We start from the raw sequence: 21,522 nt of genomic DNA, 5'->3' as shown, positions 1-21,522 counted from the left end.
TTCCTTCAGATTCCACCTCACGATGGACACCCTTGCCTTAAGCTATGGCTACTACTGCCTTCGCCATTCGGGACTTGAACCCTAGAGATAGCGCCCATGCTGGGCGCACCAAATAGAAGAAGCTGGAGCCACATTGGCATCCAGCTTCTTCTTGTTTAGTGCGTTCGAACAATCCGTCTGTTCACTCTGATCAGCTTAATCATTTCGGGCAGCGCAACCCCAATTAATACGAGTATAACACCAGCCCATTGCAGCAAGGATACATGCTCATTGAGAACGAATGAGGACAGCATAACAGCGATCGGAAGCTCCGCCGCTCCAAGAATCGCAGCCATTCCTTCACCAATATGCGGAACACCTACTGCGAACAGCAGTGGTGGGATGAATGCTCCGAACAACCCGAGCAGGAATCCATATAGCAGCAGATCGCCCCATATCAGACCGTTAAACAAGAATGCTGGTGGGAATAGTATAAACACGAGTGTTACACCACCGGTAAGCATCCATGCGCTGCGGGTTGCGGGATGTGCCCCAGGCACAGCTTTTCCACTCACTAGAATAAAGATCGTATAGCTTACTGCGGACAGAAGTCCAAGAACAATACCCATTAGATGGAATTTGCCACTGCCTTGCTCCATTACGCCTGCAGCCAGTAATGTCCCACCGAACAACACCAGCAGCGTGATTAGCATCAGTCCATTCGGACGTTTGCGCTGCGACACAGCCTGTACAAGCACCCCAATCCAAGTAAACTGGAATAATAATATAATAGCAAGTGAAGCAGGGATATAGCGGAGAGACTGGTAGTACAGTAGTCCAGTAATGGCTGTTGGCGTACCAGCAAGCATCAGCAATATTCTGTGCTTCCAGGTCATCCTCATGGCTTGTTGGGCGGTTGACTGGACCATTCCAGCATCAGACTTCGCTTTTCTCTTCTCTCGATTTTTCATATAGATCGCCATAATCCAAGATAGAATAAAGCCTATCAATAGCTGTGTACCTACTACTTCTCCTAATTCATAACCTTTGCCATAAGCAATGACGACAATCGTAGAAAGAATGCCGTAGCTCATTGCCCCGAATAATACCGATAATAAATATCTCATGATGTTCTTAAATCCTCCTCTATTTCCTTAAACCATTGAACGACAATAAAAAATCCTAACCAGGAATATAGAAATCACTCAAACATGATTCGCTATATTCGTAGTTAGGAAGTTAAGGCTTCCCGTAGAAACCCCCGCCCTTGATTACCTTGCTGCTGCGGGGTTATACGATAAGTATGAAGTTATGATTCAGCTGAACAGGTTAAATATTACATGACAAGTAAGGTGTTGTCAATAGAATGGCTATGAAAATAACTCAGGCACCCTGCAACTAATTGTACAGCCCTTCCGTCTGAACCATATCTTTCTGAATTCTTGTTCATTAAGGAGTGAGCTCCCCTTCTCATGCATCCATTTCCAATACAGACTCCTTGCTAATTACAGTTCCGTGATGTTTACCTTGGCATATTTCTTTCATCGAGCCGGGCTTATCGAAGTTAAAGACATGAATCGGAAGATTATAGTCTCTTGCCAGAATAAATGCGGATTGATCCATCACTTTAAGATTGCGCTGAAGGACATCGTTGTAGTGTAAAGATTTGAACTTGCGTGTATCTTTATTCAGCTTAGGGTCAGCATCTAGTAGACCATCGACGCCTTGCTTGGCAACGAGAATTGCATCGCAGTTCACTTCAATTGCTCGTTGCACGGAAGGATAGTCTGTTGTTACATATGGCTGTCCATTCCCTCCAGCAAAAATAACCACATAGCCTTTCTCCAGATGATGAATAGCTCTTAAGCGAATATACGGCTCGGCTACTGAGCTGACAGGAAGAGCAGTCATCACTCGCACTTCCTTATTCAGCTTCGCTTTGAGCACGCCTCTGAGCATGAGACTGTTGATGACGGTAGCGAGTGTTCCAATATTATCGGCCTCAGCTCGTTCAATCCCCCAGCTCTCTGCCATTGCCGCGAAAAATATTGCCTCCGCCGATAACGAGTGACACCTCTATTCCCAAGTTCACGACAGACAAGATTTCACCTGCAATATGCTCCAGTCGTTCAGGGGCGAACCCGAATTCACTATTCCCTGCTACTGCACCGCCGCTTAGCTTGATCAGAACGCGATTGTACCTTCTCAAACCACTCACCCCCTAATGAAATAAAAAAACACTAAAGCAGCAAGTGCTTTAGTGTTTATCAAGAATGAAAATAGGTAAGAAACGATTGATAATGAAATCATTGAAATCATTAGTCCAATCCCGATTCCTCATATCCCCACTCCTTCCAAATATTCATAATCAATTCATTCTATTATGAATCGTACTCGGAAGCAATATAAAGACTGATTTACTCGACATCGAAATCAAAATAACGATCAGGATAAGGCTCATTCACTAGCGTATAGTGCCACCATTCCTTGCTGTAAGGCTTGAAGCCATTCTTCTCCATCGCTTCTCTAAGCACCTTGCGATTATCCGATTGCTCCTGTGTAATGCGCTTCGTATCTTCATTAGAAAGCTCTCCCAGCAGGTCGAAATGACCGCCCATATCCACCTCTTCACCTGTATCCTTGTGAACAATCGTCAGGTCCACTGTACTGCCCCTGGAATGGCCGGATCTCGAAGAAATATACCCTTGCTTGAACAGCTTGCTCTTATCCATATCGGGATAAAAAATATCCTTCATCGCTATATCATCCGTATCTGCCGCCCAGCGTTTGAAATGCGCTACGGCCTTGCTTGGCCGATAGGCATCATAAATTTTGAGCTCATAGCCCTTGGGGGCAAGCTCATCACTCACTGCCGTCAGAGCCTTCGCCGCCTTGCTCGTCATGATTGCAAGAGGAGCTTTATACCCATCAATTGGAGAGCCTACGAAATTATATTCTCCATAATAACGGATATCATATTGAGCATCTGGCACGATTTCATCGAGATAGACGAAGCCCTCCGGCAGCTTGTTCCTGCGAACAATGACTTCATTCTCATCCATGCCATCCGACGGTGACGCTGACTGCTCTAATTCAGGCGTTTGCTCCTCCACAGTCTCCTCCACTCCTTCCATCGTTGCGACAGGAGTCGCTTCTGGGAGCTCGGCAGGCGTCTCGGAAGGAACCGGTGTCTTCGCAGCAGCAAGCGTTGCTGTCGGAGCTCGGTTCTCCTCTGCACTGGCGCATGCGACACTTGTTAAAAGTAAGACAGCTGATGCTAATGCCGCAGCCAGTCTCGTCATGGGATAGTTGTGCATACTTTACTCCTTATGTTTAGCTGTTTCAATTATCCAGATAGAGGGTGAATTCCTAGATCAGTCAGCGCTGCTGCTATGCTCCCCTTCAATTGTTCCTTCTCTTGCTCTTCGAGGAATGCAGCTCCCGCGCTATTCATAATCAACGAGCCTATTTCATTCAGGGTGAACCCGCATTTCTCCATTAGCATGTGATATTCCAGCGTCATCGTAGTTCCAGATACGGTCATATTATCCGTGTTAACTGTTACAACAATACCTTCTTCAACAAACTGTCTGATGGGATAGACCTCCCAGCCTGATACAGCTTTGGTCTGAATATTGCTGACTGGGCACATCTCCAGCGGTGTTCTCGTCTTCTTCACTAGCTCCATAACTGCCGGATCTTCAATGATACGAACACCATGTCCAATTCGGCGCGCACCAAGCGCCATAATCGATTCCTTCACATTATCGGAGCCGCCCGCTTCTCCTGCATGAATCGTTATAGGCAGATTTAACGAGCCAGCCCGTTCAAATATGCTGTGATGAAGCACTGGCGGGAAGGATGCCTCGTCTCCAGCCAGATCAACAGCGACTACCCCCTGTCCATAATAGCGGGCAGCCGCCTCCACCACTTCCAAGTTCTGCTCGACGGTATCACTTCTCAAGCAAATAACAATCGCCCTCGCCTTAACTCCGAAGCTCGCTTCTCCACGCTCTAAGCCTACTATCGTATGATGAATAGCATCATCGAGCGATAAGCCCTCGATCGTATGAAGCAATGGCGCGAATCGAACCTCAATATAATGGCAATTCTGCTCAGCAGCTTGCTCAACCACTTCATAGGCTACCTTTTCCAAGGCTTCAGCCGTTTGGAGGAAAGGCAGCACGAATTGGAACTTGCTCAAATACTCCTTCAAGCTCTGGCAGCTATCATCAATCTGCATCCAAGGCGTAAGGTCCCCATCCACTGCTTCTGTAGGGAGGCTCTTTCCTTGAATGGCAGCCAGCTCAACAACGGTAGCCGGTTTAACGCTCCCATCCAGATGTACATGAAGATCGACTTTTGGAAGCTTGTGCAGCAGCTCTAATTGCTCTGATGTAATCATTGTTCATACTCCTCTCGTTACAGCAAACCGCCGTCCATTGCTCCGGGCGGCGGCTAGCAGTCACACTATTATGGAAAGCTTATTTATTAGCGTTAGCATATACATCTAATGCAGCCTGAACACCTGAACCTGCAGGCAGGCTAGCGCCATGACGAAGCAGTACAGCCTCGAATGCGCCCAGCAGGTGAAGCACATTTTTCTGATTGCAGCTGTAGCCCATTGTACCAATCCGCCATATTTTACCCTTCAATGGACCAAAAGAGCTAGCAATCTCGATGCCGAATTGATCAAGCAGCATGCTGCGTACGGATTCTCCGTCGACACCTGCAGGGATGTCGATGCAGGTAACGACAGGAAGCTTGCACGCAGGATCGCCGTAGAAGGAAAGTCCCATCGCTTCAATCCCCGCTACAAGAGCTGACTCATGCAGCCGATGTCTAGCGAACCGCTGATCAAGCCCTTCTGCTAGCGTAATACGCAGCCCTTCACGAAGCGCATACAGCATCGAAGTCATTTCGGTATGATGATTCAGCCTAGCAGGACTCCAATAATCCTGCAGCTGGCTTAGATCGAAATAATTGCTCTGAATCTGTGGTCTGCCGCCATGGGTACTGCCCAGATCATCCGCTGTCCGCAGTCCGCGCTCCACCTTCTTGCGCGCTGCGATTTTGCTTGCGGCTCTTTCATTATAAGTGATAGGTGCCATTCCTGATGGGACGGACAAGCATTTCTGCGTGCCTCCAATAACAGCATCCAAGCACCATGCATCCGTTTCTACGGGGACACCAGCAATGGTCGCTACCGCATCAACGACGAGCAGTACATCCATCTCGCGGCAGGCTTTGCCGATATCAGTCAGCGGCTGAATGCGTCCTGTCGACGTCTCGCCATGAACGATCAGAACAAGAGCTGGCTTTTCCTTCTTGATCGCGTTAATGACTTCCTCAGGATCGAAGACGCAGCCCCATTCCTTCTCGAGAGTCGTCACTTCTGCTCCGCAGCGATCGGCGATTTCATGCAGCAAATACCCGAACCTTCCGTATATCGGAATCAGCACTTTATCACCAGGCTCGATCAAGCTGGTTAGAACGGCTTCAATACCTGACCTTGAGGTGCCATCAACGGGAAAAGCCCACTGATTATCCGTCTTGAATAATACGCGAAGCATCTCCATCGTGTCATTCATTAATGCTGTGAACTCCGGATCAAATTGTCCCAGTATCGGGTATGACAGCGCTCGAAGCACTCTTGGATCAACCTCAACCGGACCTGGTGTCATAATCGTTCTCTGTGATGGAGCTAATTCAGTATATAATTTCATGGCAGTTTCCCCTCATACGCTAACTCATATAACAATGCCGCTAATACGGATACGCCATCCGCGAGCTCTTCTGCTGTTGTGAATTCAAGTGGTGAATGGCTAATCCCGTCTTTACTTGGCACAAATAGCATAGCAGTCGGGCAAACGCTTGTAAATAACTGCGCATCATGTCCTGCCCCGCTGACCATCCTTCTATATGGCAGTGACAGTTCATTCGAGATTCTCTCCAGCCTATCGCTTAATTCACGATGCATAGGCGCTGGCTTAGCCTCGAGCCAAGGAACGATCGTCAGCTCCAAGCCTCTCCACTTCGCCATCTCCTTGAACTTGCCGAATACAGCTTCACAGAATTCAGTAATAACAGCATCATCCGTATGGCGCACATCTACTGTAAATCCAATGGAGCCCGGAACAACATTCGGCGTATTCGGTACACAATCAATCCGTCCCACTGTTGCAACTAACGGCTCGCCGCAAATAATCGCGTCCGCCTCGAGCTGGAGGATCATCTCGGCCACTCCGACAAGCGCATCCTTGCGCATCGACATTGGCGTCGTACCTGCATGGTTAGTCTCACCATGCACGGTTACTGCGTAACGGCGTTGACCGACAATCGCTTCAACGATACCAATCCGTTTGCGTTGTCGCTCCATAACCGGCCCTTGCTCAATGTGTATTTCTAAGAATGCCCCGAGCCCTTCTGAGCTGCAAGGAGCCTGATCCATTCTTGCAAATCCCGCATCCTCCATTGCCTGATGAAGACTTATTCCATCTGTGTCATAGACATTCACTCCGTGCTGCAGATCATACAGACCTGTCATATTGCCTGATCCCCAGTAGGTAAGCGGGAAACGGCTGCCTTCCTCTTCGCAGAAGGACACGATTTCGAGTGTATTAACTGGCTGTCCATACGTATCCTTCAAATAGGTTAATGCCGCAATACCGGCTGCAATACCGTAAGCACCGTCATAATGTCCCCCTGAACGGACTGTATCAATATGTGAACCCGTCAGAATAACAGGAGCATCCTTGGCGCTTCCTTGTAATCTGCCGAACAAATTACCAACTTGATCGAATCGCACATCCATACCAAGCATCTTCATCCGTTCAGCCAAGAAGAGCTGAGCTTGCAGCCACTCGTCTGAATATAGCAGCCGCGTAACTCCGCCTTGGTCATCTGACCCGATTGAGGCGAGCTCTTCAAGAAGAAGGGATACGAAAGAGGCAGCATCTTGTTTCATCGGTATCCTCATTTGAATAGCCTCCTCTACTAAGGTTTATTTCCTCTACTTATCTTCTTCTTACCTATCCATCCTATTTGGTAACGACAGCCTGCAGCATAAGCTGACCATGATGATCATTGACGATCCCTGCATCAGCTGAGTATACGAGCTCCCCCCTTACCAAGGTGGCTGTAACTTTGCAATTTATTTCCTTCCCTACATAGGGACTATGTTTATGCTTATACTGCAAATGATCTTGAGTAAGTGTATATGTGACATTCGGATCTATGATAGCCAAATCTGCATCAGAGCCGACTGCAATGATACCTTTCTTCGGGTACAGACCGAAGCGCTGAGCAGGCCCTGTCGATAATATTGCGGATAATTCATTAATCGGGATTTGGCGCTTAAGCCACCCTTCATGCAGGACTAGCTCCAAGCTGCTCTGTGCAGAGGATATGCCGCCCCATGCTTCAAAGAAAGTAAGCGATTCATCGAACTTCAGCTCTGGCGGACAAGGAGAATGGTCAGAAGCAATAACATCCAGCTTGCCTTCTGCAATCATTCGCCACATGCCCTCCTTCTGCTTCTTGCTTCTGAGCGGCGGCGCACACTTGGCAACAGGTCCTAACTCAGCCATGTCATCCTCCGTCAACAGCAAATAGTGGGGGCATGTCTCTACGGTCACTGCAAGGCCCTGCTTCTTCGCACGATCGATCATTTCCACTGCTTCCACACTGCTAATATGCACAAAATGAACCTCACAGCCCGTTTGCTCTGCGAACAACAGTGCTTTATTAACAGCTTCAAGCTCGGCTATAATCGGTCTTGTGCCCACGAACGCTCTCGCATCCGACAATCCGGCAGCTATAGACTCCTCAGCTAGACGTGAAGTAATGGAATCACTCTCCGCGTGTAGGGCTACGAAGCCGCCTAATGCTGCAATTCGCTTCATCCCCTCGAACAATGTCCAATCATCGACTTCACGGAACCTTCCTTCGCCTTCACCGCCTGGGTTAGACATGAAGGCTTTGAACCCGACCACTCCCGCTGCATGCATGGCCTCCAGCTGATCCAGCTTGCCTGGAACGAGTCCGCCCCAGAACGTATAATCAACGACTGAGTTCTCTGCTGCTCTCGCTGCCTTATCTGCGAGCGCTTCTGGCGTCACAGTAGGAGGATTGCCATTGAGCGGCATATCGGCATACATCGTGCATCCTCCCGCCGCCAGAGAAGCTGAGCCTGTAGCGAAGCCTTCCCAATGACCATAATTCGGTTCGTTGAAATGAACATGAATATCAATCATTCCTGGTACAATATATTGACCCTCTGCATCGATATATGAGCTAGCATGGTCGTCTGCCAATGAATCCGACAAAGAGACTATTCGGCCGCTTTGAATAGCTATATCCAGCTTGCGAACCTCCTGCTCGAGTACGACAAAGCCATTTTTTATAATAAGATCATAAGCTTCATTCATCGCATTGCCTCCCTAGCTTCCTCGATAAGTGCTATAGCCTCCCGGTGCGACGAGCAGCGGAATATGATAGTGAGCCTCGGCATGAGTAACACTGAACCGAATTGGAATGTGATCGAACAACAGTTCTTCCTCCGATGCTCTACTCTTCCGATAATAATCTCCAGCAGCAAATATAATCTCGTAGATGCCTACATTCATTGCATTTCCGCTCAGAAGCGGCGTATCTATTCTTCCATCTGAATTCGTCACTGCGGTTTGCAGCAACTTAGGCGTATTATCCGATACGAGCCATAGCTCCAAGGTCAAGCCAACAACTGGCTTACCCCCAGACAAATCGAGTACATGTGTTGTAATTCTGCCTGCCGTCATCTCTATTCCTCTCCTCCCGGTCCCCTGGTATTATTCGGTTATGAGATCATGAAGCCGGAAGCCTGTAATCGTCTCAATCTGCTGCATGGCTTCCTCTGTCTCCTCATCAGCAGTATGATGAATTCTTGTCTGCATGGCTGTCAGAATATCCGACTTGTCTTTGCCCCGCACGGCGAACAGAAAAGGAAAACCGAACTTCTCCGTATACTGACGATTCGCTTCTGAGAATACTTCGAATTCCTCCGGTGTCAGCCGATCAAGACCTGCACCCTGCTGCTCTTTCGTTGAATATTCACCAATTCTTATTCTCGTCGCCAAGTCTGGATGCTCTTTGTACAGAGCAACCCTCTGCTCCAAGCTAGCGCCTTTTACTATATTCACCATGGTAGAATGCAGCTCTGCGGTAGCTGCAAAAGGCTTGTGCTCGTAAGCAAGCTCTGCGACCCATGGGGAATGCTCGAATATTTCACCTAACAAGGCCACGAATGACTCTTGCGACAATTCATTAATATCAGATAGTTTCATATTCACTACTCCTCCATTCAATGGCTCTCTGAACGGCACGTTTAATGCCTCCATAGCCTGTACAGCGGCATATATTGCCTGATAAAGCTTCCTCTATCTCTTCATTCGAGGGGGCTGGATTATGATCGAGCAGAGCTTTGACGGATACGACCATCCCTGGCGTGCAGTAACCGCATTGGAAGCCGCCCTCTTCCAGAAAAGCTCGCTGGATCACATCCATTTCCCCATCCGCGCTCGTTATTCCTTCTATCGTTGTAACCTCTTTGCCACTGCATTGATAGGCCATCGTAAGACAGGCATTCATCGGCTGTCCATTAATGAGCACCATACAGGCACCACAGCGTCCAATCTCACAGGATCGCTTCGTGCCAGTCATCGCTAGATCATCCCTCAGCACAGATAGCAATCGCTTGGCTGGCGGGACATGCAGCTCTGTCTTCTTGCCATTAATATGACAGGTCAATTGCTCCAAGGTATCGGCCATTGTGTTGTCGCTCATTGTCCGCCCACCGCCTTATTCGTATTCATCAAAATAGACGACAATGGTTCTTGGAGCAGCTCTGGCTCGACAGGCAGCTTGCAGATTCTCTTGCCTACTGCCTCATAGATAGCTGCTGCCATCGCAGGTGCTAACGTAACGGAACCAACCTCACCTATTCCTCGCGGTCCATACGTATCATCATCCGGCAAATCTTCAATCGGCTGTACAGCAATCGTACCCCGGTGCTCTACGATTGTAGGTACGAGATACGTATCCAAGTTTTTCGTCAAATAATGGCCTTTCTCCATAACAGCATCCTCCGTTAACGTGAAGCCCAGAGCCATGCTGCTGCCGCCTTCAATCTGCCCTAGAAATCCCTGCGGATTCATGACAGGCCCAGCAGCTACCACATGATATTGATCCAGCAGACGTACGCGGCCTGTTAATAGATTAACCTCGGTCTTAACCGCTACAGCTGAATAGGTATACAAGAAATGCGCACCTATTCGATCGGATGGAGAGGTCGGGAAATCGAATTTCGTCGTACGACTGATCGGCTCATCGCATGTACACGCTAGATCAGCGTAAGTCAACAGCAGCTGCCGCTGATCAGCATCCCATATTCCTCCTGCCCCGAGCTGGAGCTGCTCGATTGGCATTTCCAGCAGGTTAGCAGCTTGCTCAAGCACGGCCTTCGTGAACACGGGCTGCAGATTCTGCAGTGATTTCCACATCATGCTCGTGGCGCGAGAGGCAGTGGTTGATCCACTCTCTGGCACCACATCTGTATCACCGATAATAATTCGAATATCCTCTTCAGCGAAGCCGAATTGCTCAATCAGCATTAGCTCAAGCGTCGCAAGCAGGCCTTGACCGAATTCCTCATATCCGAATACGGCCTCGATCTTGCCATCAGCAGCTAGTGTTAGCCTGCCTCCCGCAGGATCTGGTATGCCTACGCCAAGTCCTGCTCCATGCATCGTGAATGCTGCTCCGATGCCTGTTCTGATCCAAGGCGTCTCCTCAGGAACCACTCTCGGCCTGCTTCTCTCCTGCCATAAGCTGCTGGAGGATAGAGCGTCCCACACTTGATGGGCTCCATTCGTAGGAGCTATCGGCTGACCGAACGGACCTGGGTCATTCGGCTGTCTCATATTCATCTGACGGAGCTTCCAAGGATCTAGTCCAAGCTTTTCTGCCAATCGATCAATCTGACCTTCAAGAGCAAATATCGCCTGATTGCCGCCGAAGCCGCGGAATTCACCTGACATCCCATTATTCGTATAGACCGATACTCCATCAACGTCCAAATTCTGATACGTGTACGGGCCAATAACATGCTCTATCGCAAAGTTGAGCACTTCCGCACCTAGCGTGGCATACGGCCCCGTATCAGCAACAATCTTCACTTGATGGGCAAGGAAGCATCCGCTGGCGTCGACTCCTGTCTTCATGGTTATTCTCATCGGATGCCGCTTAAGTCCCGCTCGTACCGATTCCCATCTGGAATGATGGATTTTGACCGGACGCTTCGTCTTTAGCGCCAGCAGCGCACCATATGGCTGTACATTCAGCTCATCTTTTCCGCCGAAGGAGCCGCCAATTGGGCTAGAGACAATACGGATATCTGTCTGTGGAATCGCTAATATACGAGCCAATTGCATCCGATCCATGAATCCATGCTGAGTAGGTGAGAATACGGTTAATCGTCCATTCGCTTCTGGAACGAACAGCCCTCCTTCGGTTTCCATGTACGTATGCATCTGCCTTGGCGTATCATACGTTTCTTCCACAATATGAGCACAAGCAGCGAACCCCTCTTCAATCTCGCCTATTCGATGACCATTCCGGTGAAGGATATTGCCCTGCGGATGAAGCTGTGGAGAGTATTCCTCCTGTGCTTGCTCTGCATCATCGACAAGCGGCAGCACCTCATAGTCTACTTCTATTAGAGTGAGCGCAAATTCAGCAAGCTCGGCAGTTTCTGCTGCTACAGCAGCAACCGCATCTCCAATATAGCGAACGCGGTCTTCACACAATACAGGCTGATCGGGGAATGCAATTCCGAATCGATTGAGTCCGGGAACATCTTGATAAGTCAGAACAGCATGCACGCCTTCCAATTCAGCGGCTCTGCTAGTGCGAATAGCGATAATCCGTGCATGTGGGTGCGGACTTCTAAGTACTCTGCCTATGAGCATGCCTTGCTCGGTCATATCCGTTAAGTAAGTAAGCTTTCCTGTCACTTTATCTGGTCCGTCAGGCCTGATCCGCCAACGCTTACCGCTTGCTGATCGGTTTAGCAGCATATGTCATACCCCTTCCTTAACCAACCTCTCTAGCGATCTTCCACAACTCCGAAGCCAATAGATTCGCAGCTGTCTGCTTGCGGTATTCCACTGAAGCGAATGCATCTCCTATCGGTTCGAATAGTTCGACTACACATTGCTGCAATTCCTGTATCTTATCCAGACTAGCGGATGAACCGATAAGCAGCTTCTCCGCCTCCTCCATTCGCCTTGGGATAGTCTGTCCTCCGCCAACAGCAATACGGACGTCAGCATAGTTGCCTTGTGCATCCAGCTCGGCATGCCAAGCGACTGTAACGACAGAAGGTGTAAAAGCTTCCCGTCTGCCGACTTTATGAAAAGCGACGAATCGCTTTATGTTCGATTCCAGAGGCACAGCATTCTCTTGCGCAGCAAGAGGAAGCTGTACCTTGAGCAGAACTCTGCTTCTCCACGTAGGATGGATAGCCGCGGTTGACAGCCATTCCGACAATGCTTCCTGTAAGCCAGCCTGACCATCATGCCAGTACAGTTCAGCATCATAGAGCAGGAGAGCAGGCAGCGAATCTCCAACCATAGATAGCACATTGCCACCAAGTGTAGCCTGATTCCGAATCGAAGGTGCTGCAATGACGCGCATCGCTTCTGTTAATGCAGGATAATTCATCTCCAACACTTGGCTGTGTCTGCATGCCGATAACGTTGTTAATGCTCCAATCGAGCAGCCATCCTCATCGCCTGTAAGCGATATGCCTTCAAGCTCTTCTAAGCCGCCCACATGTATAAGGTGATCAGGCATAGGTGATGCACCTGACTCCCATTGTGTCCGGAGCAGCGTACCACCTGCTGTGAAGATGCCGGAAGCTCCTAATGACTGCTTAAGCTCCCATGCCTCCATGCTATTGCTTGGATACCATACGAAGGGAGTATGGATTAATCCTTGTGCATTCGCCGACATAACTCTCCCCCCCTAACTGAAGACTTCGAATATTAGAATCGTTGCTCACGAATATACGGATTGCCCAGCGCCTCAGGAGCTCCTGAAGGCTTGTTGCGATTACGCCAGCCAAGGAACATCAATACGAGAATCGTAACGATATAAGGAATCATTTTGAGAAAATAAGATGGAATTTCGCTCCCTATTAATTGTATGCGGAACCCAAGCGTATCTAGAGCACCGAAGAAATAAGCACAGAGCAGAGCGCGAATCGGATTCCATCTGGCAAAAATAATAAGAGCAACCGCGATCCAGCCTCTACCCGCTGTCATGCCTTCAATCCAAGTTGGTGAATACACGAGCAGCAGATCTGCACCAGCCAGACCGATAAGCATAGTGCCGACAATTACATAGCCATAACGGAAGGTCTGCACTCTTATTCCCATTACATCCGCTGTTGGCGGATTATCCCCAATTGCCCGAAGATGGAGCCCCCATGACGTACGATTTATGAACAAATGCATTACAATTACGAGTACAAAGCTGAACCATGTGAATATATCCAGATGTGCCAGCACAGACCCGATGACCGGAACCGACTCCATCCAGGCCATATCCAGCTTAGGAACTGCACCTGTAACAGGCTGCCCCGTTATCGATTTACCGAGATAAGCACTTAGGCCACCGCCGAAGAGAGTCATGGCAAGTCCGCTCACGATCTGGTTCGCCCTCAGTGTTACGGTTAGAAAGGCATGGACAAGACCAAGGATGGCGGTGATGGCACAAGCTGCTGCAATCGTAATTGCCAGATTGCCCGTATTCAGATAAGTCATGCAGGCAATAACTGCCCCCATTAGCATGAGTCCTTCCGCTCCAAGCTGGATTATACCCGAGCGCTCGATCAGAATGCCTCCAAGTGTCGCGAATAATAGAGGCGTGCCAGAAGATATGGCGGCAACCAACAATTGAGTGATCAATTCCATTCCTAACTCCGCCCCTCTTTAGCCGTTTCTACGAATACGGAATTTACTAACCATGCCACCTGCAATCAGGAAGAATAGAATGGCTCCTTGGATCATGGATGAGAAGGAAGATGGCAGCCCGATCGTCTGTACGCTGAAGCCCCCTACAATCAGTCCCCCGAACAAGAACGAGGATAATACTAGGCCGAATGGATTGAGCTTAGCCAGCCAAGCTACGATGATTGCGGTATAGCCATACCCAGGCGATATGCCATACATGAGACGATGCGTAACACCAGATACCTCACTCATTCCAGCAAGTCCTGCCATCCCTCCACTAATGAGCATGACGATCAGGATATGACGGCTGATGCGAATACCCGCATTCTTCGCCGCTTCCGGATTAGAGCCGATAAGCCTGAGCTCGTATCCCCATCTCGTGTACTTAATCATGAAAGCATAGAGCAGAACGGCAACAATGCCGAAGATTAAGCCAAAATGAAGCCGCGTATCACCTAATACAGGCAAGGATTGCGCTTCTGTGAACATTGGCGTTCCAGGAAAGTTCATTCCTGCTGGGTCCTTCCAAGGCCCGAATACAAAATAATTCAATGCAAGAAGAGCTACGTAATTCAGCATTAAGGAAGTAATAAGCTCATTAACTTGAAAATACGTTCTTGGAATAGCGGTAAGCAGTCCCCATATTCCACCGCCTACAATACTGAATACGACCATAGCAGGTATAATAAGGTAGCCAGGCATATTGGGAAAATAAACCGTCACTGCCGTAGCCGCCATCGCGCCAGCAGCGAACTGTCCCTCCGCTCCGATATTCCATACGGAGATGCGGTATGCAATGGCAACGCCTATTCCGCATAACAGCAGCGGTATGGACTTCACCAGCGTCTCGGTTATTCCGAACGTCGAGCCGAAGGCGCCCGTGATCATTTTCGTATAGACGGTAATTGGATTCATTCCATTAGCGGCAATGAATATGCCACATAAGATAAGAGCCATCAGTACGGAGATGATCGTCATCCACCACGGACTGTCTTTCTTCGATGGATCGATCTCAATTCGATAAGAGAACCGTCTGGATCGAGGTGCCGACTCGGCTTGATCAACACCTAAGCTGCCTGATACTGGCTGTTCACTCATACGGCCTTCTCCTCCTCATCAGAATCCTGCACACCAGCCATATACATGCCGATTTGTTCCCGGCTTGCCTCTCCTCTCGCCATCTCGCCTACGATGCGACCGTCATAGATGACTAGAATTCGATCGGACAGCTGCATGACTTCATCCAAATCCTCTGAGATCAGCAATACACTCTTGCCATTGTTGCGCATATCAGTCAGCAGTCGATGAACGCCTTCGGTTGCACCAACATCGAGCCCTTGAGTCGGATGGACTGCGACCATGAGAAGCGGCTGCTGATGGACCTCTCTGGCGAACAGCAGCTTCTGTTGATTGCCCCCGGACAGCTGTCGAACAGGTGTGTCTAGATTCGGTGTCCTTACATCGAACTGCTCAACGAGAGATTGCGACCATATTCGATTAGCACCAGTCCTCAGAAACCCGAAGCGTGAGCGCTCCTTCGTCCGATAGGATTTGAATAGCAAATTATCAACAATGCCGAGTCCGCCTGCCAGACCGCTCTTCATGCGATTCTCAGGCACATGAGCGATCCCCGATTCAATGGCGCCGCGTACAGAAGCGTTTTTGAGCGGCTTCCCATTGAACTGAATCGATCCTTTCTTCCAAGCACGCAGACCGGTCAGCATCTCTGCCAGCTCCTTCTGTCCGTTACCCGCTACGCCAGCCACCCCAACAATTTCCCCTTCATTGACCTGAAGCTTCAGCTGATTGAGCGCTTTGCGGCCGTGATCGGCATTGACATCTACTTGATCGACGATTAGAAGCGGCTTCCCTGCAGGGCGGCTTACCATTGGCTTTGCGGTAACCATCTCCTTGCCTACCATGAGACGAGCGAGCTCCCTTTCACTCGTGGCGATTTTTTCCATCGTGTGGGTGAGCTGACCTTTGCGCATAACCGAAATCCGATCCGATGCTGCCATTACTTCCTTGAGCTTGTGTGTCGTCATGATGACGGTCTTTCCTTCCGCTTTCATGTGCATCAAGGTCTCAAACAGCTGATCGGCTTCACCAGGGGTTAACACTGATGTTGGTTCATCTAGAATAATGAGACTAGCACCTCTATATAACGTCTTAACAATTTCTACACGCTGCTGCTCCCCTACGGATAGCTGCCAGATCGGACGATCTACTGGAAAGGTCAGGCCGAACTTCGTTGCTATGGATTCAATCTCCGCTTCCTTATTCTTCATCCATCTTGGCCCTCGCCAGAATGACGATTTCTCTCCTAGAACAATATTCTCAGCAGCAGTCAAGGTTTGAACAAGCCGAAAGTTCTGGAAGACCATCCCTACACCTAGATTCATCGCATCCTTCGGAGAACGAATTTTAGCCTTCTCGCCATGAATGTAAATTTCACCGCTAGTAGGACGATATACACCAGAGAGCATACACATCATCGTGCTCTTTCCCGCTCCATTCTCTCCAAGGAGAGCATGAATCTCGCCTGACTTGGCTCTAAAATCAACACGATCGTTCGCAATGACAGGTCCGAATTGTTTGACAATCTGCTGCATTTCCACGGAATAGCTATCACTCATTAACGGGTCCCTCCTACCTTAACTTCGAGAAGCAGAATGACATGCAGCGGATAAATCAACAAATCCCTTATACAAGGGATTTGTTGGGTCTATCACGTATGGCTTATATGCACTAGTTCATTAGTTAGGAATCGTGCCTTCTACGCCTTTAACGAACCAATTCATAGCTAGAATTTCTTCCAGTGTGAATGATTTGCCGGCTTCTAGCTTCGTTGTTCCATCAGCAGCAACGATTGGTCCAGTGAACACATCAAGCTCACCAGACAGCACTTTCGCCTTAGCATCCTCTACGAGCTTCTTCACATCGTCAGGAATACTTGATCCCAGTGGTGCTAAGCCAACCATCTCATCCACCATATCCCCTGAATATTGTTCACTTGTCCATGTACCGTCTATAACGGATTGAACAACCTTCGTATAGTACGGACCCCAATTCCAGGTTGGATTCGTTAAGTATGCTTCAGGAGCATAACGAGTCATATCCGAGTCATTACCGCCAGCAAGCGCTCCGCGTTCAGCGGCTGCCTGAAGTGTAGCCGGTGAATCTTGGTAAGCCAGCAATACGTCAGCACCTTGATCGAGCAAGCTGATTGCAGCTTGACGCTCTGTTGTCGGATCATACCAAGTGTTGCTCCATACGACGCTAACCTTCGCATCCGGATTTACGCTTTGAATGCCAAGAGTAAAAGCATTAATGTTATAAATAACTTCCGGTATCGGGAATGCGCCAACGTAACCAATAATATTCGATTTCGTCATTTTACCAGCTGCAATTCCACTCAAATAACTAGCTTCATAGTTTTTACCGAAATAAGTTCCCATGTTTTCAGCTGTTTTGTAACCGGACACATGCATGAATTTTACATCAGGAAATTTTTTCGCAACGTTCAGTGTCTGGTCCATGTAACCAAAGCTTGTCGTGAAGATAATGTCATGGTTCTGAGCGAGCTCCGTGATGACACGTTCCGCATCGGCACTCTCCGGTACATTCTCAACCGTATCGGCTTTGATGCCAATCTTCTCTTCCATGTACTTTCGACCATTGTCATGCTCGAAGGTCCAGCCACCATCACCCGGTGGTCCAATATAAACAAAAGCTACGCGAGGTAGTTCTTTGGGTGCTTCTGTGGTAGTCTCACCAGCCGGCGTCTCGGTTGCCGGTGTTGCTGTAGTGCCCCCATTGTTATTCGTGTTCGAGTTATTGCCGGAACAAGCTACTAGAACAATAACCATTAATGCAAGAAAGGCTAACCCCATTGTCCGTGCTTTACTGAGATGTTTCATACAGTTCCTCCCCGACTCTCTATTTTTCCACCATGACCGGAGTCAAATGATGTAGTTACAATATACGTTCACGTCAATTAAGCGTCAATATATGTAACATTATATTGGTCGGATAACTAAAACGAATCGTTCACATTGTGCATGATGCACTTTCGCAGATATTCCAAGTCATATTAGTTAACAACATAACCATCTAATTCCTGAACAAATGTTCATAATCTCTTGCTGTTGCCAAGCTTTCCATGTCATCAACATCCCATAGCTGCCAAGTTTCATCCCCATCAACAATGATGACCTCTCCATGATATCGCTCAGATACCAACAGCTTGCGTGCGCCTGCGTCACCCTTAAGCTCCCTAAAAGCAGCGAACATACTCCTATTCACGATTGCCGGAGGCATTATAACTCCATCCACTGAGAATGCTGCGTAATCTAAGGTGGGATCTTCTTCCATTAATAAAATTAAACGCCGCACCATCGCAGCCGTAATGAACGGTTGGTCTGCCAATGCAATAAGGATAGCATCAGCATCCGGAAGGCTGGATAGCGCAGCGTCTACACCGCATCGGATAGAGAAGGACATTCCTTCCCTCGCCTCTGCGCATGTGACAATATGAGGTTTAATGATGCTGTATGCTCCGTCCGAAGCATCTGGAATCCAATCAAGCGAATCATCAGGCCTTACGATAACCTGCAGGTCAGCCAAGCCGCTAGCCAATAGAGCACGAAGCCCCGAGCTTCCGAGGGGCTCTTGTCGTATAAGCGGTAGGGTTAGCTTGGGCTGCCCCATTCTTCTGCTCTGTCCTGCTGCCAAATAAATGCCGGATACTAGCATCACTTACACCTTCCTTCGACTTTACTGCTCTCTTCCTAGCCGCTCTTACAGCTATTAGCTCAGAGGCAATGCTGATTGCAATTTCTTGAGGGCCCTCCGCTCCTATATCCAGTCCGATTGGAGCATGGATGGCTGCAGACAGCTCCCTTCCCTCGAATAACAGCTCAATGCGCTTCTTCGATCCCATTACGCCAATATATTGAAGCATATGCTGCTGCCCGAGCTGAATCATCTCACGGTCATAGCGCATCTGATGGCTGCACACAATCAGGTAATCATCAACGGATAGTCCAAGCTTCAAGATAATCTGCTCAGGAGTTCCGAGCATTAGCTCTGCCCCCGGGAATCTATCCTGATTACAGTAGCTTTGCCGCCAATCCGCAATGACCACACGGAACCCACTTTGCGACAGCAGAGCATAGAGTTCGCTGACATCCTGCCCTGCACCGAATAGAATAACTCTCGGACGCGGAGATATAACGGTAGCGAAGAGCTCATACGAAGCAACAGAACTTGCACCATCCGCCTCTATTCCTAGAGCGTGATATGCTTCTCTCTTTTCGCTAACCTTGTACTTAATGACGTCCTCTTGCAGCTGCCTTGTGAATTGAACCTCTTCATCCAGCTCTACTAACGCTAGTACCAACAGCAGCTGTCGTTTCAGTTCACCCTCTATGGGTTCCAACAGCACTTGAATCGAGCCTCCACACCCGATAGCTTCTCCCCATATCACATCTTCTTCTGGATTCATATTATAATCAGCGATCTCATAGCTCCCAGACTCTAGAACATTCGCAATACGCTCCTGAAGATCCGATTCCAAGCAGCCTGGACTAATACTCCCGATTCTCATTCCATCTGCGAGAAACAGCATGGCTGCTCCTTCTTTGCGGTAAGCATGACCTTGTACGTTAATAATCGTCGCCAGTACCGCTGGCTGCTTCAAGTCCCGAACAACCGTCAATATTCCGGCTATATCCAAGTGACATCTCCCCTTCACGGCTGTCGATCATTGCGTTTCTTCTATAATATAAGGCTAATAGCAGCCATTAGAAGAAGTCTGACTGACCTGACTTGTATTTAAGCATGCTCTTTGCCAAGCAGCTTACGGAACAAGAACGCTATCTTAAGTCGCATGAGATCATTCATCTTTTTGAAGTCCACATCCAGCAGCTCACTCAGCTTCTCAATACGATAGGTTGCAGTATTGCGATGGATAAACAGCTTCTTCGCTGTCTCATTCAGCTGTCCATCCTGCTCCAGATACGTCTCCAGGGTCCTCAGCATCTCATTGGCATAGTCGGGCTCCTTATTAACGAGACCGCCTAACCAGCGATTGCAGAAAGCTTCCATTCGTTCTTTGGACACGTGTTCAAAGATAAGCGCCAGATCCATCGTATCGAATTTGATGATCTGTTGGCCTACCTGCCATTCAGAGGAAAGCCTCTGCGTTTGCCGACATTCATCGAACGCTTCATACAGCTGACCTGGTTTTTTCTTCTTCCCACTGACAGCCGCACGCGGCACCGTTCTCTCATCCCTGCTCAGAGCAGAGAAGCATGCACTGAGAGCTGAATCGAGCTGTTCCTCACTATTGTCCTCGAGCTCTGGGAATACAGACAGCAAGCCCTCCTCCATTACAATATGCATACCCTTCAGGTGCTGAAGCTTGGTATGGCTGAGAAACTCTGACTTCAACCGATCGAGCTTATCCAGTCTCTTCTCTTGACTTGATATAGACGGCAGATCCGTTAATACGCAACGATAGCTGTGCTGGAACAACTCCATCTCCCAGCGATCGGCATAGTCGACAACGGTATCAATAGGCAGACCGTTACGCAAATAACGTTTTATAATGAGACCTAAATCCTTTTGTACAGACAACTCGAAGTAATCTTCATAATTAAAATTCATTTGATAGGATAATAGCTCTGATGCTTGCAAATATAAGCTTTCCTCAATGGTGGATAAGAAGAGCTGAGGATTGAAGAACAGCACAAACCCTGTACATCTGTCCTGCTTCATTAGAGGGATCCGAAAAGCCTGCCACTGCTTGCTTTTCATCCACTTCTGCTGCTGAGGCCAAGGCCAGCTTCCGAGCAGTTCGGCATCTGAGATCAAGGAGCAGTTGAATACCATTTGTCCTCTTGAACCGACGACTGCCATCGGATATCCGATAATCTCAGCTACAGCGTCGAACAGCTCTCCTATGTTTTCTGTTTTCAGAGCGAATCTCATCAAGCGAACCTGCTTATCGAGCACATCGTGGAGCACACCTGTATTTCGTTTCATCTCTTCTCGGAATAAACCACTCATCTGATCAGAGAAAGTGAACTGATAGGGCAGTTCAATTAGCGGAAAACCGAGTTCGTCGGCCTGAGCAATTAAATTATCAGGGATCGAATCCCAGAATCTCCCGAGCTTGATTCCTAGTGCTGATGATCCGCGTTGATTCAGCCTGCATATGAGCTCTGCAGCGTCCTGCGGTTGATCCTTCATCATATAAGCTGTAGTGAACAGCATTTCTCCTTCTTTTATCCAATCCGAAATATCGGGAGCATCCATCACATTCACGGATTTAACAATTCGGTTCCTGCCTGCCGTACCTGCAACCAGCTTCCCTTCCGATAAAGGGTAGACTGTTAATGCCTGCTCAACTGTCAAATGCATAACGACACCTCCACTACATATAACAACATCCAAAGCGAGAAATAGATTAGGAAGACGATCTATGTTA

The 21,522-nt window shown here is 48.6% G+C and carries 18 protein-coding genes, 1 pseudogene and 1 riboswitch; all 19 genes and pseudogenes read right to left on the bottom strand.

Annotation, left to right across the window (positions count from 1 at the left end):
• Window positions 1-155 precede the first annotated feature (155 nt).
• Window positions 156-1,106, bottom strand: a complete 951-nt coding sequence (locus AC6ESP_RS05230; protein ID WP_497095617.1) for an EamA family transporter — start codon at window positions 1,104-1,106, stop codon at window positions 156-158.
• Between the two features lie 81 nt (window positions 1,107-1,187).
• Window positions 1,188-1,297, bottom strand: a riboswitch (purine riboswitch).
• Window positions 1,298-1,449: 152 nt separating this feature from the next.
• A pseudogene (gene pyrH / locus AC6ESP_RS05225) lies at window positions 1,450-2,188 on the bottom strand (UMP kinase).
• 208 nt (window positions 2,189-2,396) lie between these two features.
• Window positions 2,397-3,296, bottom strand: a complete 900-nt coding sequence (locus AC6ESP_RS05220) for a M15 family metallopeptidase (RefSeq protein ID WP_497095616.1) — start codon at window positions 3,294-3,296, stop codon at window positions 2,397-2,399.
• Between the two features lie 29 nt (window positions 3,297-3,325).
• On the bottom strand, window positions 3,326-4,384 hold the full coding sequence (add, locus tag AC6ESP_RS05215) for an adenosine deaminase (RefSeq protein WP_497095615.1): 1,059 nt from the start codon (window positions 4,382-4,384) through the stop codon (window positions 3,326-3,328).
• A gap of 79 nt (window positions 4,385-4,463) precedes the next feature.
• Entirely contained in the window at window positions 4,464-5,705 is a 1,242-nt protein-coding gene (locus tag AC6ESP_RS05210; RefSeq protein WP_497095614.1) for a pyridoxal-phosphate-dependent aminotransferase family protein, read from the bottom strand.
• Entirely contained in the window at window positions 5,702-6,958 is a 1,257-nt protein-coding gene (gene allC / locus AC6ESP_RS05205) for an allantoate deiminase (protein WP_497095613.1), read from the bottom strand. The genes AC6ESP_RS05210 and allC overlap by 4 nt, the downstream gene beginning before the upstream one ends.
• Before the next feature lie 61 nt (window positions 6,959-7,019).
• Entirely contained in the window at window positions 7,020-8,408 is a 1,389-nt protein-coding gene (locus AC6ESP_RS05200) for an allantoinase (protein WP_497095612.1), read from the bottom strand.
• 12 nt (window positions 8,409-8,420) lie between these two features.
• Window positions 8,421-8,777, bottom strand: coding sequence for a hydroxyisourate hydrolase (gene uraH, locus AC6ESP_RS05195; protein ID WP_497095611.1), 357 nt, complete (start codon window positions 8,775-8,777; stop codon window positions 8,421-8,423).
• A 30-nt stretch (window positions 8,778-8,807) separates the two neighbouring features.
• Window positions 8,808-9,302 (bottom strand): 2-oxo-4-hydroxy-4-carboxy-5-ureidoimidazoline decarboxylase, encoded by a 495-nt coding sequence (gene uraD, locus AC6ESP_RS05190; RefSeq protein ID WP_497095610.1) that lies wholly within the window; start codon window positions 9,300-9,302, stop codon window positions 8,808-8,810.
• Complete coding sequence (locus AC6ESP_RS05185) at window positions 9,289-9,801, bottom strand: (2Fe-2S)-binding protein (protein WP_497095609.1); 513 nt, start codon at window positions 9,799-9,801, stop codon at window positions 9,289-9,291. The genes uraD and AC6ESP_RS05185 overlap by 14 nt, the downstream gene beginning before the upstream one ends.
• Window positions 9,798-12,092, bottom strand: coding sequence for a xanthine dehydrogenase subunit D (gene pucD, locus AC6ESP_RS05180; RefSeq protein ID WP_497095608.1), 2,295 nt, complete (start codon window positions 12,090-12,092; stop codon window positions 9,798-9,800). Before pucD ends, AC6ESP_RS05185 begins: the two co-directional genes overlap by 4 nt.
• 16 nt (window positions 12,093-12,108) lie before the next feature.
• A complete protein-coding gene (locus AC6ESP_RS05175) occupies window positions 12,109-13,029 on the bottom strand; it encodes an FAD binding domain-containing protein (protein WP_497095607.1) in 921 nt (306 codons plus the stop codon).
• A 32-nt stretch (window positions 13,030-13,061) separates the two neighbouring features.
• Entirely contained in the window at window positions 13,062-13,991 is a 930-nt protein-coding gene (locus AC6ESP_RS05170; protein WP_497095606.1) for an ABC transporter permease, read from the bottom strand.
• 18 nt (window positions 13,992-14,009) lie between these two features.
• Window positions 14,010-15,128, bottom strand: a complete 1,119-nt coding sequence (locus AC6ESP_RS05165; RefSeq protein ID WP_497095605.1) for an ABC transporter permease — start codon at window positions 15,126-15,128, stop codon at window positions 14,010-14,012.
• On the bottom strand, window positions 15,125-16,666 hold the full coding sequence (locus AC6ESP_RS05160) for an ABC transporter ATP-binding protein (protein WP_497095604.1): 1,542 nt from the start codon (window positions 16,664-16,666) through the stop codon (window positions 15,125-15,127). Before AC6ESP_RS05160 ends, AC6ESP_RS05165 begins: the two co-directional genes overlap by 4 nt.
• A 120-nt stretch (window positions 16,667-16,786) precedes the next feature.
• Window positions 16,787-17,950, bottom strand: coding sequence for a BMP family ABC transporter substrate-binding protein (locus AC6ESP_RS05155; protein WP_497095603.1), 1,164 nt, complete (start codon window positions 17,948-17,950; stop codon window positions 16,787-16,789).
• 193 nt (window positions 17,951-18,143) lie between these two features.
• Window positions 18,144-18,740, bottom strand: coding sequence for a nucleotidyltransferase family protein (locus tag AC6ESP_RS05150; RefSeq protein ID WP_497095602.1), 597 nt, complete (start codon window positions 18,738-18,740; stop codon window positions 18,144-18,146).
• Window positions 18,661-19,767: an XdhC family protein gene (locus AC6ESP_RS05145; protein WP_497095601.1), complete on the bottom strand. Its 1,107-nt coding sequence runs from the start codon at window positions 19,765-19,767 to the stop codon at window positions 18,661-18,663. Before AC6ESP_RS05145 ends, AC6ESP_RS05150 begins: the two co-directional genes overlap by 80 nt.
• Before the next feature lie 98 nt (window positions 19,768-19,865).
• Window positions 19,866-21,455 carry a PucR family transcriptional regulator gene (locus AC6ESP_RS05140; protein ID WP_497095600.1) on the bottom strand — a complete coding sequence of 530 codons (1,590 nt, stop codon included), beginning with the start codon at window positions 21,453-21,455 and terminating at the stop codon, window positions 19,866-19,868.
• Window positions 21,456-21,522 lie beyond the last annotated feature (67 nt).

It is taken from the genome of Paenibacillus xinjiangensis, from assembly GCF_059686975.1.
This window is presented reverse-complemented; position numbering and strand designations above follow the sequence as displayed.